The sequence below is a fragment of the Lutispora sp. QWL-02 genome (assembly GCF_058315355.1).
Window position 1 is genome coordinate 647,587 of sequence record NZ_CM177762.1, and the last position, 17,796, is coordinate 665,382.

Below are 17,796 nucleotides of genomic sequence, written 5' to 3' on the forward strand. Positions count from 1 at the left end.
GGGGCTCTTTTCCCTTTTTTGTCTAGAAACTTGAAGGGAAATCCATTTATGTGTAGAAATATGTATTTAGATCATAATCATTGAGGAGGTATTCATAGTGAGCAAGCTGAACCTTAAAGAAATGGGCTTTGCAACAAAAGCCATACATGGAGGCCATGCAGACAATGCAGCAGGAGCGTTAGCTACACCAATTTATCAATCCTCAACCTTTGCATTTGATACGGCAGAACAGGGAGGGAGAAGATTTGCCCTGGAAGAGGGCGGGTACATATATACCAGACTCGGCAACCCAAACAACACTGAATTGGAAGAAAAGATAGCGCTTTTGGAAGGCGCGGAAGCGGCCATGTCAATGTCTTCCGGTATGGGAGCTATAACCTCGGCTCTATGGACCGCATTAAAGGCCGGAGACCATATAGTGGCGGCGGAGACCCTATATGGCTGCACCTTTGCATACTTAAACCATGGCATAAGCCGCTATGGTGTACAGGTCACCTTTGTAAACACCAATGAACCGGAAAATGTCCGGGAAGCCATGAGACCAAATACTAAAGTTGTTTATCTGGAATCACCTGCAAACCCGACTATGGATATCGCCGACGTTGAAACCATAAGTAAAATAGCTCATGAAACGGAAGGATGCCTGGTATTCGTAGACAATACCTATTGCACACCATATATTCAAAAACCCCTTGAGCTTGGTGCGGATGTAGTGCTGCATTCCGCCACAAAATATCTGAACGGCCATGGGGATGTTATAGCCGGAGCAGTGGCCGGCAAGAAGGAATTTATAGATCAGGTAAGGCTCTTTGGAGTGAAGGATATGACCGGCTCCGTTTTAGGTCCCTTTGAAGCATACCTGATATGCCGCGGTATTAAAACCCTGGAGATCAGGATGGAGAGACATTGCGAAAATGCGATGAAGGTAGCTGCGTTCTTGGAGCAGCATCCAGCAGTTGATAAGATATACTATCCGGGACTTAAAAGCTTTCCTCAATATGAGCTGGCGAAAAAGCAGATGAAGCTGCCGGGAGCCATGATAGCCTTTGAGATAAAGGGCGGAGTGGAAGAAGGCAAGAAGCTGATGAACAATGTGAAGCTGTGTACCCTGGCAGTGAGCCTGGGTGATGCAGAGACATTGATCCAGCATCCCGCTTCAATGACACATTCGCCTTATTCGCCGGAGGAAAGGGCCGCCAGCGGCATAAGCGACGGGCTAGTAAGGCTATCGGTGGGACTGGAAAATCCGGAGGACATCATAGCTGATTTGAAAGCTGTTTTAGATACCCTATAAGATGGCATAGTATCTAGAATGCGATGGGGAACGGCAAACACGAAAAGTCACTGAAACAGCACAAAAATCACTGAAGAGTTGATGACAGTTATTATTGTTGGCGACTAAAAACGCGTATGCCGTCATTCTGAGTGAAGCGAAGAATCTTATCCAGATTCTTCGCTTCACTTTGTTTGGCTTAGAATAACAGATATAAAGCATTAAGAAATCAAGATGCTAAATAAAAAATCATGGACTGTTCTTTCGTCAGAAATTCCCTGTCTTTCAGTGGTTCACGTCTCCTCTTATGTTGCATCCGCTCGTTATACTCCTGCTATCCAACCTTCCGGAGCCGTAATATCTCCCACCTGTATTCCGCAGAGGGTCTCATAAAGCTTTTTGGTAACAGGACCTACCTCTGTCTCGCTGTAGAACACATGAAGCTTACCCTTGTACTCTATGCCCCCTATGGGAGTGATTACCGCAGCTGTGCCACAAGCTCCTGCTTCAGCAAATTCATCAAGCTTATCAATATAGACATCTCTTTCCTCAACTTCCATGCCGAGATAATCTTTGGCTACCTGCATCAACGAATATTTAGTGATGCTTGGGAGAATTGACGGGGATTTTGGTGTTACAAACTTATTATCCTTAGTAATGCCGAAAAAGTTTGCTGCTCCTACTTCCTCAATCTTTGTATGAGTAGCGGGATCAAGATATATGCAATCTGCAAAGCCGCTCTTTACAGCCATTTCATGGGGCATAAGGCTTCCTGCATAGTTTCCTCCTACCTTTGCAGCTCCTGTACCGTAGGGAGCTGCCCTGTCATAATCGGAAACCGAGAAGTTTACAGGCTTCATTCCGCCTTTGAAATATGGGCCTACAGGAGAGCAAAATACTGAGAAAATAAACTCAGGTGCGGGCCTGACTCCCAGGTTGTCACCAACGCCGATTAAGAAGGGGCGCAGGTACAGAGTCGCACCGCTGCCATAAGGGGGAACGTAGATCTCGTTAGCCTTTACTACCTGCTTGCAGGCGTCAACAAATCTTTCAATGGGAAACTCAGGCATCATGATTCTTCTGCAGCTATCCTGCATTCTGGCCGCATTCCTGTCAGGCCTGAAGAGCTGGACTTTTCCATCCTTTGTTCTATAAGCCTTAAGGCCTTCGAAGCACTGCTGACCGTAATGAAGAGCTGTGGAAGCTTCACTTATATGAAGCCTGTTGTCTTGTGTCAATGTTCCTTCATCCCATTTGCCATCTTTCCAATAGGATATATAGCGATAGTCTGTTTTTATATAGCTGAAACCGAGCTTGCTCCATTCGATGTCGATGATCTTTTCCATTGATCATACTCCTTTCATAACTTATTAATAGTATTATACCTTATTATTCCGGATAAAGGAATTTGTAAAAGCTCATCAGATATATCTGGGAAATTCCCGGCCAATCAGTGTATAATGGAATCAACAATGCAAGGCAGGTGATCTTATGGAAGATTTCAAATTGGGCAGGCTATATCAGCAATCCATGGAAAGAGATACGAAGAGGGCACATGGCAAATACTATACCCCCGACTATATAATCGACTTTATGCTTGAGAAAACCTTAGGCTGTGCTGACTTAATCCAAAAACCTTTTATTAAAATCCTGGACCCTGCCTGCGGCTGCGGATTTTTCCTGCTGAAGGCCTATGATTTGCTGAAAGCAAAGTTCCGGGCAGCCCTCCCCCTATTGCGGGAGAAATATGAGGCTGAGATGTATGAAATAAATAAGGAGGGCGCAACTTACGCTGTTGACGGCTGCAGCTACTGGCAGGAAGAGAATCTGCATCATCATATCCTGAAGCATTGCTTATACGGTGCGGATATTGACAAAGAAGCCCTCTGGCTCTGCTCGGCAAGCCTGATGGCCAAGGACAGAAAAAAATACTTTGGAGAAATGAATATAATATATTGCGACAGCCTCTTACGTTGGGAGAAGTATTATGATAAAGAGCAGCTAAGCCGCGAGCTTCAAGAGTATAAGCTGATATATGGCGTCCATAATTTAAGAGATGACAAGATAGAATATTTAGGCCGGGAAAGGACAGAAGAAATACTTAGGAATAATATATTCTGGTCAAACAAGTATGATTATATAATCGGCAATCCCCCATATGTTGGGCATAAGGAGATGGCCATGGGCTATAAAAAATGGCTGCTGGATGAGTATAAGGAGGTTTTCCGGGACAAATCCGATATTTCCTACTGCTTCTATCAGAGGGCCTTAGAGGCCGGAGTTGATAAATGCGTCATCTCCTTTATTTCCTCCAGATATTTCATGGAAAGCCCTACGGGAAGGAAGCTGAGGACTTATCTGCAAAAAAACAGCAGGATAATGCAAATAGTAGACTTTTATGGAGAAAATATCTTTCAGGGGATAGGTGTAGCAACCGCCATATTTTTTCTTGCCAATGAGAGCGGTGAGCATAACGAGACAGAGATATGGAAGTATGAAGGGGGCAAAATAAAAGGCATAGACTCCGGGGATTTTGAGAAATTTGCAGTAGATCAGGATAAGCTCCTGGAGGATAGATGGATTTTGATCCCGGATGATAAAAGAGATATCCTGGAAAGGATGGAAAACCGCTGCAAGACGCGCCTTGGGGACATAGCAGAAAGCTTCCAGGGCATAATAACCGGCTGCGATAAGGCCTTTATAGTGGATGAGCTTATGATAAAGGCTTTATCTATAGAAGAAGAGCTTTTGAGGCCCTGGATAAAAAACAGTCATGTTGAAAGATACAGGATCAGGAATAGCAATTTGAAGCTTATATATTCGGATTGGATAGACGAGCCTCTTAAATACCCGAACAGCATAATGCATATAGAAAAATACAGAGAACGCCTGGAGAATAGGAGAGAATGCAGAAAAGGCTTCAGGCAATGGAATCAGCTTCAATGGGGGAGAAATCCCGAGCTTTTCACCAGGGATAAAATAGTCTACCCCTTTAAGAGCGGAAGCAACAGATTTGCATTGGACAGAACAGGCTGCTTCTGCAGTGCGGATGTCTATTCTTTCATTTTAAAGGATGGAGCGGAGAACTATACTCTTCCTTTCCTGATTGGAATCTTGAATTCAAGGCTTTATGAATTTTATTTCAAGCTTTTCGCTAAAAAGATGGGCAGCGGCATGTACGACTATTATCCCAACACGGTGATGGATCTCAAGATACCTGACTATGAAGACTGCAAGGATATAGAGCCTTTGAGCGGGGAACTTCTGGAGCTGCATCAAAATGGTGCATCCGAGGAGAGAATAAAGGCTCTGGAAGAGGAGATAGACGGTATGCTGTCAGCTTATTTTGGAATAGGATCAGATTTTTATATATGAAAAGAGATGGATAGTATGACAAGGCTGCAGGGCCTTCAGATGCCAATGCAAGGCAGAAAGGAATAAAATGCATATGGTGGAGTGCTTCGTGATTATTGCAAATAAATAAGCCCTCTGGTAGCATATAAATAACAGACGGCAAGAACTTTGCCGACGAGAAAACCAGAAGGGTTATATGATGTCTCGTGACACAATAAAAATTGGGGGTGATATGTTTTATGCTAAAGAATCTAAAGGTAGAGGTAGACAGGACCAAGCTGAAATGGGTCGGTTTGGTGCCCATAGGCATTATATTGGTTATAATGCTGTTCAGCTGTTTTTATACTGTGGATCAAACGGAATATGCGGTTTTGATCACGCTGGGTAAGCCAAATCCCGCAATTCTGGAACCGGGCTTGAAGTTTAAGCTGCCTTTTGTACAGTCGGTGAAAAAGATTTCAAGAGAAACCTTTTCCCTGACATTCGGCTACAGCGAGGCTACACCGGAAGTATCCAGACGGCGCAACAACACAGCTGAGCCGGATGATGTAACAGTTTATATGAACGAGGCCAAGATGATCACAGGGGATGAAAATATTATTTTGGTTGATTTTGAGGTCCAATGGCGTGTGACAGATCCTATCAAATTTTTCTACAACAATGAAGATCCGGTCCTTACCCTCCGCAATGTGGTATCTGCTGCATTAAGAGGAGTAATAGGAAGCGCAAAGGTTGATGAAGCCCTAACCGACGGCAGGGCACAAATAATGAACGATGTGCGTTCTTTGTTGACGCGCCTGGTGGACAGCTATGATATAGGCATCGGAATTGTCAATGTCAATTTGCAGGACGTGGATTTGCCTACAGAGCAGGTGAGCGCAGCATTCAAGAAGGTCACGTCGGCCAGGGAAGATAAAATTACTAAGGTGAATGAAGCCACCAGGTATAAAAATGAAAGGGTAAACTCAGCTCAAGGTCAGAAGGAAGCATTGATAAGCAATGCAGAGAGAGCTAAGACAGAAAGGATAGAAAAAGCTAAGGGAGATGTGGCGACCTTTAACGCTATTTATTCCGAGTATATTAAAAACAAGGAAGTAACAAAGCAGCGCCTTGTAATAGAAACATTAAACAAGATTTTGCCTAAAGCCAAAATATATATCATGGATGAGGGCTCCGGTACTGTAAAATACCTGCCCATAGATGTCATAAAAGATAGCAAAGGAGGTGCTGAACAATGATCAAATTAAAAGGAAGCAAGATGGCGATACCCGTTATTTTGGTTTTGGTGATCCTTTTTACGGCACTTACCAGTCTATATATAACCATTCCCAGTGAATATGCGGTTGTCCGGCAGTTTGGCAAGATTGTCAGTGTGATCGATGCTCCGGGTTTAAATGTGAAGCTGCCCTTTGTTCAATCGATTTCACGGCTTCCAAAATGCACATTATTGTATGATGTGCCGCCTACGGAAATAAATACACTGGATAAAAAACGCATAATGGTGGATTATTATGCGATCTGGAATATCACAGACCCGCAGAAGATGATCGAGACCCTGCGCACCCAATTAGCTGCTGAAAGCCGTTTGGGAGATATAATATATTCGAATATCCGTACGGAATTGGGGAAGCTGAATTTTGACCAGATAGTGAATTTGGAAAGCAGCTCTCGTGATGATTTTGATGTGGTAGTTAAAAATAAGGTAAATGACATTTTAAAACAAAACGGCAACGGAATCAATTTGGTCGACATCAAGATGAAAAGGGCGGATCTGCCTTCCACTAACGAGCAGTCCGTGTATACGAGAATGATATCTGAGAGGGAGAGCAAGGCTCAAGAATATTTATCCCAGGGTGATGCGGAAGCGATAAAGATAAAAGCCGAAACGGACAGGGAAGTAGGCGAAATGCTGGCAAGGGCAGATCGTGAAGCAAAAGAGATCATTGCGGAGGGTGAAAAGGAAGCTGCCCGCATATATAATGAAGCCTATGGGAAAGATTCGGCTTTCTTTGAGCTGTATTTAACCCTGGATTCGTATACGACGACCTTAAACGGGGAGCCGGTAATAATAATTCCGTCCAAATCTCCATATGCCAAATATATAATAGGTTATTAATATTGATTTTGCTGCAATAACTCATCTTTAGCAGTTTTGTTGTGCTAACTGATAACGATTACAGGGCTCCGGGACTAAGACTTTGTAAGCTTCTTGCATAGGGTTGCGCCAAAACTAACAAACTCTAAGTCCCTTCACAACGCACTCTTTTATCAGTCAGCACAACTAAGGTGAATTGCTCCGCAGGAGTAAGAGAAGATGCCATGGGACAAAATTAAATTAGGGTTATTGCAGTAGAATCAAACTTATGATTGATAAAACTTTTTAAAAGGATGAAAAAGATGAACATACAAATATTCGGAATAGATAAATGCTTTGATACAAAAAAAGCGCAAAGATATTTTAAAGAGAGAAATATCAAATTTCAATTTGCCGACTTAAAGCTTAAAGCCTTGAGCAAAAGAGAGCTTGAGAGCGTAGCTTCAGCTGTTCCCTTCAACGATCTGTTCAATACAAAGGCCAAGAGCTATGAAAAGCTCAATTTGCATAAGATTACCAATAGGAGCATCAGGGAAGAAATACTCCTGAACAATCCTGAACTATATAATACCCCTATAGTAAGAAACGGTAAGCAGGCAACAGTAGGTTATAAGCCGGAAGTATGGCAAACATGGGAGTGATCATTTAAATCATAGACTTATATTATTGATCAGCTCCAGAAAAGTTTTAACATCTATTGTACCTTCGGCATCTATGCCCTTTGGAGGCTGGATGTCCTGTTCCTTATTCAGATCCCAGTACTGGCTGTTATAGTTCCATGTCTTGGTAACCTCCATATCAATTTCAGGATAATAAAGCTTGCTTTTCAAATTGATGTTTTTTTCCATTATATAGCCATTGGCATCAATAAAGACAGTGTATTCCATGGACAAGGGCTCTAATGGTCTTATAACGGCGGTGAGCATCTCCTTGATTCTTCTATCGGCAATTTTATCAGAATCCAGCTCGCTGAAAACCAGGGTGTTTTGGCTTAGAGCATGCAGAAATTCATTTTTCAAGTTTTTTAATCTCTCGCCCTCCAAAGTGATCTTTAACTCTTTGACCTTGATATCTCCCTCCAGTGTGCTGAGGATTTTTCTTCCGTTGCTCATCATGCTGTCTCTCGTGATATGCTCGTCTGCAATATCAGCAAGCACAGCAGTTATATCATTATTAAAAGAAAGATTTTGTCCTTCAAAGCCGTATTGCTTAAAGAATTCCTCCGCGAGTTCATGGGATGTAAAGCGTACATATTTAGGGGTCTGAAGCTTTTCAATGATATAACTGTCCTTATCCTTGTAAAGCTTGCCCTCCAGATTATATATATTGAATCTGATATAGCCGTCGCTTATATATTTATCCTGCATTACATCATACTGCTTTGTATATTCAATCCTAAAATCCTTAAATTTATTTAGGGTTTCATATAGTATCGCCGCTTCCGGACTGCGATTTTTCCCATTTTTTAATATCGATCCCAGCTTGCCCATATCCGCTTCATTGCTGAAGGTCAAACAAACTTTTTGCTTGCCGGTTTTTATCGACCTTGTTTTTTCTTTTGCTTGTTTATATATTGCGAAAACATCTCCTGTACACGCTGCAAGGCCGAATAACAACACGGCGAGCAAGAATAATGGCAATACGATCCTTAACTTTTTCATCAAAACACCTCCATGCACTTTCTAATAACATCATAGCTGATTGCAGAGCGTTTATCCTATGCATAAAGATATATCTTTTATACTTTAACCGTTACTTAAGTCATATTATTTTTTATTCCGAATATTGCAAGCTGAGTCCTGTCCCTCAAGCCAAGCTTGCTCAATATGTTGGAAAGATGATTCTTTACGGTTCCCAAAGACAAAAACAGCTCATCGGCTATTTCCTGATTGGATTTGCCCCGGGAAACCAGAACCACAATTTCCTTTTCTCTGCCGGTCAATAGATTTATTTGTCCGCAGTTGTCAACGCCGGTTCCAGCATTGGCCATATCGGCAAATTTTTTTGCTACCTTTGCGGCTACGGTGGGCTCCATGAGGACACCGCCATTATGCAAGGTTATTATAGCCTCGATGATGGAGTCCGGAGCCGCATCCTTTAATATGTAGCCGTCGGCTCCATACCGCAGTGCTTCAAATATGTATTCGTCATCATTGAAGGTTGTCAATATCAATACCTTTATATGGGGAAAGTCCCTCTTTATAAGCCTTGCGGCCTCTACTCCATCCATTTCAGGCATCTTGATATCCATAAGCACTACATCAGGCATGAGCCATTTGCACATTTCATAAGCTCTTTTGCCGTTCTTTGCAGAGCCCGCCACCTCTATTCTGTCATCGATGCTAAGAAACATCCTCAGGCCCTCCAGAAATATTTCCTGATCATCCGCTAACAATACTTTGATTTTATTCATATATATCACCTGCCGGTATCAAGGCTTTTATGAAAAAACCTTTATTTTTGCTTCCATAATCAAAATATCCGTTCAATTCATCAAGCCTTTCCCTCATGCCTTTAAGCCCATAGCCTTCAATGACTTTTTCAGCGCCCGATCCGTCATCCTCTATCATAATCTTTATATGATCTTTCTCCTGATTAATGTTTATTGATATATTTTTTGCTCTGCCGTGCTTTATGGAATTGGTCAAAGCCTCTTGAATAAGCCTGAATATAAGGCCTTTATACTGCTCCTTAAAGAATGGAGTGTTTGCATGATCATTAAAGACGATAACTGCTACCGTTTGTTCTTGAAACCGCTTGATCATTTCTATTATATCGTACTTGTCATTCCTTAGCTTTTCAACGGCTTGCCTGGTATGCCGCAATGCTTCTCTGCTGCTGCCTATGGAATCCCGCAGCAATCCATAGCTTTTGTCTTTATCGGTATCAAAGACATGATATGCCATTTCAAGCTGCATGATCAATCCTGTCAAGGTGTGGCCTAAGGAATCATGGATTTCCCTGCCTATCCTCAGCCGCTCATTTGCCTTTGAAAGCTCTTCGATTTTTACGGCAGCCTCTTTCTGGGCTGATGCATAATTTAGGATGGTTATGATAAAACTCAATATCAATAGCTGAAATAAGAATTCGTTGTCAAATTTATAAAAATATTTTATAAGGGAGATTCCGGCGATAAAAATATTTATCCCAAGAGCCTTCCTTCTATCCAACACCAGACCTGCCTCTAATATCAGGAAGATATAGAATATATGCAGGTAATTGTTTATGACATATTTTGATAAGCTTTCAAGAGCAAATATGAGAAATGCTTCTGCCAAAAAGGAATAGAAATAAATTTTTTCTTTAATAAGCATTTTGCTTCTGATATATTGTCCTGCTAAAAGCAAAATGAATAACCCGATAAAAGCTATGGCTCTTGCCCCATCTGCATGTTCCTTGATATATGCCATGGCAAAAAGCAGTATCACGGCAATGGATTTGGTTAAGTATAAGCTTTTTTTAAAATTCACCTTTTTTCACCTGCCAGAGTTTCACACATATAAGTTGCGGTAAATATTTTACAAAACTGTCATTCTGAACGAAACAAAGTGGGTGAAGAATCTGGCTAAGATTCTCCGCATACGCTCAGAATGACGGCATATGTCTTTTTAAAACTACAAATGCATTTATTGCAACTTATCTATCAACTTCTTGAGCTTTTACATATACTCATTATAACACTATAAAAAAAGCACAGAAACCAGCTTAAGGTATCTGTGCCATCCTATTAAAAGATATCTATCTTATTTATAAACTCTATCTTTTCGCCTTCATGAACCGTAAAGACTTTTTCCCTTAACTTTCTATGTTTGCTTTCGGGATCTGTGGAAATAACATCTTCGATTATAATATTTATCTTCCATAGTTTGCCTTCTTCCTTTAAAATAAACTTTTTGTATTTTTCCAAGGGCATATCTAAACCCCAATCTGCTGTTTGCTTTGTATAAACATATTTAGAGCTTCCATCCTTGCTCGTATAAACATTGGATGCGTACAGAGGCTCGATTTCTGCCGACGGATACCCTGCCTCTTTGACCAGCTTATCAAACTTATCTTTTAGCTCAATAAGCCTGCCTTCGTCCGCATCTAAAACTTCTTCCATGGAGACATAATTTGCAAGCGTGCGTATGCCATTTGAATATATATAAAATTTATCTTTTTTCTTTTGGCTGTCTAAATATCCTGAGCTCGAGTGCATAAGAGGTGCTATTCTTTTTTCATATGTCCTAAAATTAATAGCCAGTGTATAAAATCCATATTCTGCTTGTTCAAACTCTTTGATTGTATTTATGATTTTATTTTCTTCAGATTCTGTATTGCTGCATGCAACGAATAAAAAAATTGTAAAAATGATCAGGCAAATAACTTTTCTTTTCATAAAAAATCCCTCATTATGGAAAGGTTTAACACTGTAAACGATACACTATTTTAAGCTTATATTATGGGGAAAGAGCGAAAAAGTAAATAGTTTCAGGACAAGAGGTAAGATATTAAGGATGAAAGGCAAGTACAGGTGATTAAACATGCATGAATACATCTCGAAGATATCTATATATGAGAATGGCAAATTTTAGTTTTTATATGTTTTTACGTTGACATAAAATAGAATCAGTAATATACTACAATTAGTAGTTTACTAAATTACTAATTGTAGTATATCTATTGGAGGTTAAAATTTATGAAGATACCAACTACTTTGAAGCATAAACCGGTTATAGTATCTGAAAACTATGAGAATGTTGACGGCAGATACGCATATAATACAGATGCCAAAGGCCTTTCTTTGGGATTAGCCCAGTGGAATGACCGGGGCAAGGTGGATATTTCGGCCAAGGTTTGGAGGTACACGGGAGAAAAGTGGTCGAGACAGTCTGAAGAATTGCCGCTGCACAGAGTGCTTGATCTGGCAATACTTGTTTGCAGGACAAAGCTCCACTTTAGAGAGGCTTATCGATATGAGAAGCTGTATGACCCTGAGAAACCTGTTATAGACAGGGTTGGTTTGCAGGGTGATGCTATGACTGTGGCCGTGTGCACCGATAATGAAAAGATTGATGAGGATATAAAGCTTTTCAGGCAGGCCCTTGAAAGCGATGATGAGCTGATTGGCGAAAGATTGCGCACATTATCAAGAATACTGAAAGAAATGGGGTACTGATATATGAGCAAAACCAGGAAAGAAGTCAATATGTCTGCTTTCTTAGATAAGGACGGCAAGATAAAACAATGGCCTGCGTCCAGCAGGGCCAAGACAGCCGTCCTGGCATATCTGGCGGGCAAATTTGAAAAAAACAGGATATATAATGAAAAAGAGGTCAACGGTATCATCAATTCGTGGCATACCTTCGGAGATTATTTCATATTGAGAAGATCCCTTATAGATTACAAATTTCTTGGAAGGACTGCCAATGGAGCTGAGTATTGGGTGATCGCAAAAGAGGATGAAAAAGGGGGTGACAGCTGATGGATAGAAAAAAAGAGCTTAAGGAATGGTATAAGAATATGAAGCCCGATATGGGCATATTTATGGTTCGATGTAAAGAAAATAACAAGTGCTATATCCAAGCAACCCATGATCTGAAAGGGGTTATAAATGGTGCTAAAGTCCGTCTGGGATCAGGGATGCACCCCTGTAGGGAGCTGCAAAAGGAATGGAATGAGTTTGGCGAAGATAATTTTGTGATTGAGATACCCGAAAAGCTTGAGTATGATAAGGACGAAACCAAAACCGATTATAAGGACGATCTGGCCCTTCTGCAGATGATCTGGGAAGAAAAGCTGGCCAAAGAAGGCATGGAATTCTATAAAAAATAATTTACACCTTGTGCAGCAAAAAATCTATGATATTGATCGACTTAATACCGTCATAAGAAGAAATATAGCTTTTATCCATAGACAATACTATTTTTTCGTAGTTGTCCCGTATTATTCTCAATGGACGCAGTTCACGCTCTCTGACCTCTTCGCCGGACATTGTTTCCGTAACCTGTATATAAAGCTTTTCATTTGGCTTTTGCGCTACAAAATCGACCTCGGTTTCTCCTACTTTGCCGATATAAACTCGATAATCGCGGCGCAAGAGTTCCAAGTAAACTACATTTTCAAGCATATGCCCCCGGTCCGCATCGCGATATCCAAGGAGCATATTGCGAAAGCCCAGATCGATGATATAATTTTTTTCCAGAGTCTTTAGCAGCTGCTTGCCTTTTACATCATAGCGCCCTGCCTGATAAAATATAAAAGCGTTTCGAAGCATTTGTATATATTTATCGACAGTCTTACCGGCAATGCTTTTGTCCGATTTCTTTTTTTCTCTTTTGATATCGCCTTCATCCGATAGAATATTTCCAATATTGTTGGGAGAGGTTATGCTGCCGATATTATTGCACAGGAATAATACAAGCTTGTGCAAAAGATGCTGATCGACTACTTTATTGCGCTCCATGACATCCCGCAGGATGATGGTAGAATATATCCCCTCAAGGACTTCATTGATTCGAGCCTCGTTAAAGTCAAACTGTCGCAGCACCGGCATTCCGCCGAACTGAAGATATCGTTGAAATTTATCGTCCATCGCCACATCAGGGGCAAAAGTGCAGAAGGTCAGAAACTCCTTGAAGGATAATGGCAATACACGTATTTCAACGTAACGCCCCGAGAGCAGGGTTGAAAATTCCGATGACAGGAGATAGGAATTTGAGCCGGTAATGTATATGTCAACGTCCGATCCGAAGTCGATTCGAAAGGATTCAACTGCCTTCTCCCAATGGGTCACTGCCTGGAGCTCATCGAAGATCAGATAGTTTTTTTCTCCCCTTACGATTTTTTTGCTGACATAAGCATAAAAAGTCATATAGTCAAGCAAGTCAACATGTTGTAGAGATTCCATATTCATGTGAATAATATTGCTTTCCGGGACGCCTTCGTTCAGTAAATAATCCTCAAAGAGGTCGAGCAAAGTAGATTTCCCGGAGCGGCGTATCCCGGTTATGATTTTCACAACTTCCTTGTCTTTATATTCAATCAGACGGTTTAGGTATTCCGGCCGGTTTATGCGTTCGTTCACAATACACACCTCCATTATAGATAAGTATAGCCTAAAGGCAAATCATTGTAAATAGTTTTCTACCTACATTTCAATAAGTATTAAATATTGACATTTTTCTTACTTCAATGTCAAAAAAATAATGCATTGCTTCTTGTAATGCAATTCGCACATGATGTATTTGGAAAATTTATATTCGACATATTGGATAAACTCAGAAAAATGGCTATAATGAAATGAGTCGAGCTTTTGAACAAGACTTCATTCAGAGGGGGATTCAACCCTCACTGGATGCTCGTTAAGCGGTAAAAAATCCCTGAAAAGGGATTAAGATAGAAAAGATAGCCGGGGTTAAGCCTGGTATATATTGATTGACATGCCTGGCATATGATTGCTAGAAGGAGTTTATATGTTCAAATTTTCAATATCAGATAGCGATATATTAGAAAATACAGCCAATACAGCCACTTATGCAAGAGGCTTAGCTTATTATAACAGCAATAGGGTCAGAGATTTTTCTTTTGACGAAGACAGCCTGACCATCGAGGCTGATGTGATAGGAAGCAAAAAGTACAGAGTAGAAATTGAGCTTTATCAGGACGGCACCGTAGCAGACTATGAGTGTGAATGTCCTGCCTATTATGAGTATGATGGAATCTGCAAGCATATTGTTGCAGCGCTTAAAGCTGCCCAAGTATTCTTCGGCAGAAAAGGAGACACGATCAAATCTGACAAAAAGCCCTTGCAAATCAATCCAAACAAAGAGATATTCAATTTTTTTGATGCCTTGCAGGTTAAACCGGCTTTAAAAGAGATAAAGCTGAAGCTGCTTTTGGAGATGGAAGGGGGCTACAGGAGGAATAATTTTTCTATAGAGCTCCGAATAGGAGAAGAAAGATTATATGTGGTAAAAAGCCTCAAAGATTTTATCAAAGATCTGAATGAAAGAAAGCTGATCCAATATGGCAAAAGCTTTACCTTTGATCCTGATGAACATGGCTTTTCTGAAGCGGATCAGCAGATCATCAAGCTGATAAAAGAGCAATATGATAATGAACAGGTTATTATGGCAATGAGCTCCTACGGATATGGCAATCCAAGTGCTTTTAAGGGCAGGAAGCTTTACATATCTGATACGATATTGATGAGGCTTTTCCAAATGTTAAAGGATAAGCCTTTTGATTTTAAGTTCTTTGACAGCGATATGACCGATATGAAAGTTTGGGAAGAGGATATTCCGCTTAAGTTCAGGCTATATAACAAAAATGAAAATATGGTGTTGAATTTGAGCGTTGACGACTCCTTATATCCATTGACTAAAGGGGGAGAATATTTTCTTTGTGAAGGAAAGATCTATAAGCCCTCGCATAAGCAAAAACAGGCTTTTGTCCCCTTTTTTAACTCCATGGTAGCTAAACACAATCAGGAGATGGTCTTTTCTTCTCATGACAAGGAAAGATTTGCATCGGAGATATTGCCTTACATAAAAAACGCCGGAGAAGTATATATAGATCCAAATCTGGAGAGAAGCTTTTATCAGCAGGAGTTAAATTCAAGGATATATTTTGATAAGCTGGACTCTGGAATTTCAGCCAGGATAGAGTTTTGCTACGGAGAGGAAGTTATTGATCCTTTCCTCCCGAGATCTGCTGATCCGGCAAATGGCAGAATACTCATACGGGATGCGGAGAAAGAAAGAAGCATAATCGGATTGCTGGAAAAAGCAGAATTTAAAATACTTAAAGATAAAGTTTATTTGGAAGAGGAAGATAAGATATTTGTTTTTCTCAATGAGATATTGTCCGAATTGCAAAAACTATCGGAGGTTTATTATTCAGATGCTTTTAAAAGAATGACCATAAAGGATCCGCGTTCCTTCTCGGGGAGAGTAAGACTGAATGAAGGGTCGGACTTGCTGCAGTTTTCCTTTGCCTTTGAAGGAGTAGACAGGGACGAACTGCAAAGCATATTCAATTCCATAAGAGAAAAAAAGAAGTATCATCGATTGAAGGACGGTTCCTTTATGCCCCTTGAGGCATCGGAGATCATAGAAGTATCGGAGCTTTTAGAGCATCTCCATATATCAGGAAATGACCTGAAGGGTGAGACTCTGGAGCTTCCTAAGTATAGAGCTCTATATTTGGATAAAAAGCTCCGTGAGTCCAACCTGGTAAACATAGAAAGAAATATTGCCTTCAAGCAAATGGTACAAAATATTCAGGAGCCTAAGGATATGGACTTTGAAATTCCCGGAGATCTGGGAAACATCCTCAGAGATTACCAAAAGGTAGGCTTTAAGTGGCTGAAAACTCTTGCAGCGTATGGCCTGGGCGGTATTCTGGCAGATGACATGGGCTTGGGAAAAACTCTGGAGGCCTTGGCATTTATAGTATCAGAAAAAGAAAAAGCCGTAGGACCTGTATTGGTAGTGGCTCCCACATCTTTGATTTATAATTGGCAAGCAGAAGCTAAGAAGTTTGTGCCTGATATGAACGTAATGGTAGTAGCCGGCTTGCCCAAAGACAGGCAAGAATTATTAAAAGATGTCACTGGTGCTGATATGGTAGTTACTTCTTATCCGTTGATCCGCAGGGATATTGATTTGTATAGGGGAATGAAATTCTCCTATTGCTTTTTGGATGAAGCCCAGCATATTAAAAATCCGGATTCCATAAATGCCAAATCAGTAAAAATACTGAAGGCAAAAGGCTTCTTTGCCCTAACCGGTACTCCTATTGAAAATTCATTGACTGAATTATGGTCAATATTTGATTTTATACTTCCCGGATATCTATTATCCCACGGTAAGTTTGTAAAGAAATATGAGAAGCCGATTATTAGGGAAAAAGACGAAAAGGCATTGCGAGAATTGGGCAAGCAAATAAAGCCCTTCGTTCTGAGAAGAATGAAGAAGGAAGTGTTGAAGGAATTGCCCGAAAAGATTGAAAGCAAGATGGTTTCTGAGCTTACAGATGAACAAAAGAAAATATATATGGCATATCTGGAGCAAGCTAAAGGTGAGGTATCCAAAGAAATTGAAGATAAAGGCTTGGAGAAAAGCCAAATAAAAATATTGGCGGTGCTTACCAGGCTCAGGCAGATTTGCTGCCATCCGGGGCTGTTCATCGATAATTACACCGGGGGCAGCGGTAAAATGCTATTGCTGGAAGAGCTATTAGAAGAAGCTTTGGCAAGCGGCCATAGAATTCTGTTGTTCTCTCAATTTACCTCCATGCTTTCAATTATCAGAAAGCATTTGGAAAAGCAAAAAATAGAGTATTTTTATTTAGATGGAAGTACAAAATCGGAGCTTCGCGGAGAAATGGTTCAGTCATTTAATAATGGAATGGGAAGAATTTTTCTCATCTCCCTGAAGGCCGGAGGCACAGGACTCAATCTTACAGGAGCAGATATGGTAATCCATTTTGACCCCTGGTGGAATCCGGCAGTGGAAGATCAAGCTTCAGACCGGGCCTATAGAATAGGACAAAAAAATGTTGTTCATGTGGTTAAGCTTATAACTCAAGGCACTATAGAGGAAAAGGTATTTGAGCTGCAGCAGAAAAAGAAAGAGATGATCGAAGCGGTAATACAGCCCGGGGAAACCATGCTGGCTAAGATGACACCTCAGGAGATAATAGGATTGTTCCAGTGATAAAGACCTATCTATTTGCTCAGAATAGCGACATCCTTTACAAATATATGATCCCTATCATAGTCAATCATGCCTTCCTCTCTCATTTTTTGCAATTCCCGGGAGAGGGAGGTCCTTTGTATTCCGAATCTTTCTGCCAGTTCTTTTTTTGTTATGGTGAGTTTTATTCTATTGCTTCCCTGGACATGACATTCAAAGGCAAGAAAGTCCAAAAATTAAAGTGCCTGGGAAAGCTCCGATTTTTAAGGCCTATTTTTAAGAGTTTTTCCAGGCACGATAGCTAGACAGTTATTGTTGGGGACAGGAACCATTGAAAGCTACTGAAGTTGCATAAAAAGCCACGAAGGATTGTTTTTCGTTTGCATGTACCTTTT

The 17,796-nt window shown here is 40.7% G+C and carries 16 protein-coding genes; 9 read left to right on the top strand and 7 right to left on the bottom strand.

The window, feature by feature from the left end:
• Positions 1-121: 121 nt before the first annotated feature.
• Entirely contained in the window at positions 122-1,294 is a 1,173-nt protein-coding gene (gene megL / locus AC4HCY_RS02815; RefSeq protein WP_491096072.1) for a methionine gamma-lyase, read from the top strand.
• 302 nt (positions 1,295-1,596) lie between these two features.
• Here megL and AC4HCY_RS02820 read toward each other — a convergent pair whose 3' ends face one another.
• Positions 1,597-2,619: a branched-chain amino acid aminotransferase gene (locus AC4HCY_RS02820; protein ID WP_323432890.1), complete on the bottom strand. Its 1,023-nt coding sequence runs from the start codon at positions 2,617-2,619 to the stop codon at positions 1,597-1,599.
• A 145-nt stretch (positions 2,620-2,764) separates the two neighbouring features.
• Here AC4HCY_RS02820 and AC4HCY_RS02825 point away from each other — a divergent pair, with 145 nt between their 5' ends.
• From AC4HCY_RS02825 to AC4HCY_RS02840, 4 genes are all read left to right on the top strand, one after another.
• Positions 2,765-4,648: an Eco57I restriction-modification methylase domain-containing protein gene (locus AC4HCY_RS02825; RefSeq protein WP_491095342.1), complete on the top strand. Its 1,884-nt coding sequence runs from the start codon at positions 2,765-2,767 to the stop codon at positions 4,646-4,648.
• Positions 4,649-4,866: 218 nt separating this feature from the next.
• Positions 4,867-5,865 carry an FtsH protease activity modulator HflK gene (gene hflK, locus AC4HCY_RS02830; RefSeq protein ID WP_323432888.1) on the top strand — a complete coding sequence of 333 codons (999 nt, stop codon included), beginning with the start codon at positions 4,867-4,869 and terminating at the stop codon, positions 5,863-5,865.
• Positions 5,862-6,743 carry a protease modulator HflC gene (gene hflC, locus AC4HCY_RS02835; protein WP_323432887.1) on the top strand — a complete coding sequence of 294 codons (882 nt, stop codon included), beginning with the start codon at positions 5,862-5,864 and terminating at the stop codon, positions 6,741-6,743. The genes hflK and hflC overlap by 4 nt, the downstream gene beginning before the upstream one ends.
• A 281-nt stretch (positions 6,744-7,024) precedes the next feature.
• The gene (locus AC4HCY_RS02840) at positions 7,025-7,363 is read left to right on the top strand and encodes an arsenate reductase family protein (protein ID WP_323432886.1); all 339 of its coding nucleotides are present in this window, start codon (positions 7,025-7,027) and stop codon (positions 7,361-7,363) included.
• A 9-nt stretch (positions 7,364-7,372) separates the two neighbouring features.
• Here the strand turns inward: AC4HCY_RS02840 and AC4HCY_RS02845 are convergent, their stop codons facing one another.
• From AC4HCY_RS02845 to AC4HCY_RS02860, 4 genes are all read right to left on the bottom strand, one after another.
• Entirely contained in the window at positions 7,373-8,383 is a 1,011-nt protein-coding gene (locus AC4HCY_RS02845) for a hypothetical protein (protein WP_491095343.1), read from the bottom strand.
• A gap of 95 nt (positions 8,384-8,478) precedes the next feature.
• Positions 8,479-9,135, bottom strand: a complete 657-nt coding sequence (locus tag AC4HCY_RS02850; protein WP_491095344.1) for a response regulator transcription factor — start codon at positions 9,133-9,135, stop codon at positions 8,479-8,481.
• A complete protein-coding gene (locus AC4HCY_RS02855; RefSeq protein ID WP_491095345.1) occupies positions 9,128-10,192 on the bottom strand; it encodes a sensor histidine kinase in 1,065 nt (354 codons plus the stop codon). The genes AC4HCY_RS02850 and AC4HCY_RS02855 overlap by 8 nt, the downstream gene beginning before the upstream one ends.
• Before the next feature lie 257 nt (positions 10,193-10,449).
• Complete coding sequence (locus AC4HCY_RS02860) at positions 10,450-11,100, bottom strand: hypothetical protein (RefSeq protein WP_491095346.1); 651 nt, start codon at positions 11,098-11,100, stop codon at positions 10,450-10,452.
• A 300-nt stretch (positions 11,101-11,400) separates the two neighbouring features.
• On the opposite strand from AC4HCY_RS02860, the gene AC4HCY_RS02865 reads away from it, so the two are divergent.
• Genes AC4HCY_RS02865 through AC4HCY_RS02875 form a run of 3 tightly spaced genes read left to right on the top strand, consistent with a single transcriptional unit; the run spans position 11,401 to position 12,536 of the window.
• Positions 11,401-11,880 (top strand): DUF6530 family protein, encoded by a 480-nt coding sequence (locus AC4HCY_RS02865; RefSeq protein WP_491095347.1) that lies wholly within the window; start codon positions 11,401-11,403, stop codon positions 11,878-11,880.
• 3 nt (positions 11,881-11,883) lie between these two features.
• Positions 11,884-12,186, top strand: a complete 303-nt coding sequence (locus AC4HCY_RS02870) for a DUF2087 domain-containing protein (protein ID WP_323432880.1) — start codon at positions 11,884-11,886, stop codon at positions 12,184-12,186.
• Positions 12,186-12,536 (top strand): GIY-YIG nuclease family protein, encoded by a 351-nt coding sequence (locus AC4HCY_RS02875; RefSeq protein WP_323432879.1) that lies wholly within the window; start codon positions 12,186-12,188, stop codon positions 12,534-12,536. The genes AC4HCY_RS02870 and AC4HCY_RS02875 overlap by 1 nt, the downstream gene beginning before the upstream one ends.
• A 1-nt stretch (position 12,537) precedes the next feature.
• On the opposite strand, the gene AC4HCY_RS02880 is transcribed toward AC4HCY_RS02875, so the two are convergent.
• Positions 12,538-13,788 (bottom strand): ATP-binding protein, encoded by a 1,251-nt coding sequence (locus tag AC4HCY_RS02880; RefSeq protein ID WP_491095348.1) that lies wholly within the window; start codon positions 13,786-13,788, stop codon positions 12,538-12,540.
• A gap of 388 nt (positions 13,789-14,176) precedes the next feature.
• On the opposite strand from AC4HCY_RS02880, the gene AC4HCY_RS02885 reads away from it, so the two are divergent.
• On the top strand, positions 14,177-17,422 hold the full coding sequence (locus AC4HCY_RS02885; protein ID WP_491095349.1) for a DEAD/DEAH box helicase: 3,246 nt from the start codon (positions 14,177-14,179) through the stop codon (positions 17,420-17,422).
• An 11-nt stretch (positions 17,423-17,433) separates the two neighbouring features.
• On the opposite strand, the gene AC4HCY_RS02890 is transcribed toward AC4HCY_RS02885, so the two are convergent.
• The gene (locus AC4HCY_RS02890; protein ID WP_491095350.1) at positions 17,434-17,634 is read right to left on the bottom strand and encodes a helix-turn-helix domain-containing protein; all 201 of its coding nucleotides are present in this window, start codon (positions 17,632-17,634) and stop codon (positions 17,434-17,436) included.
• Positions 17,635-17,796 lie beyond the last annotated feature (162 nt).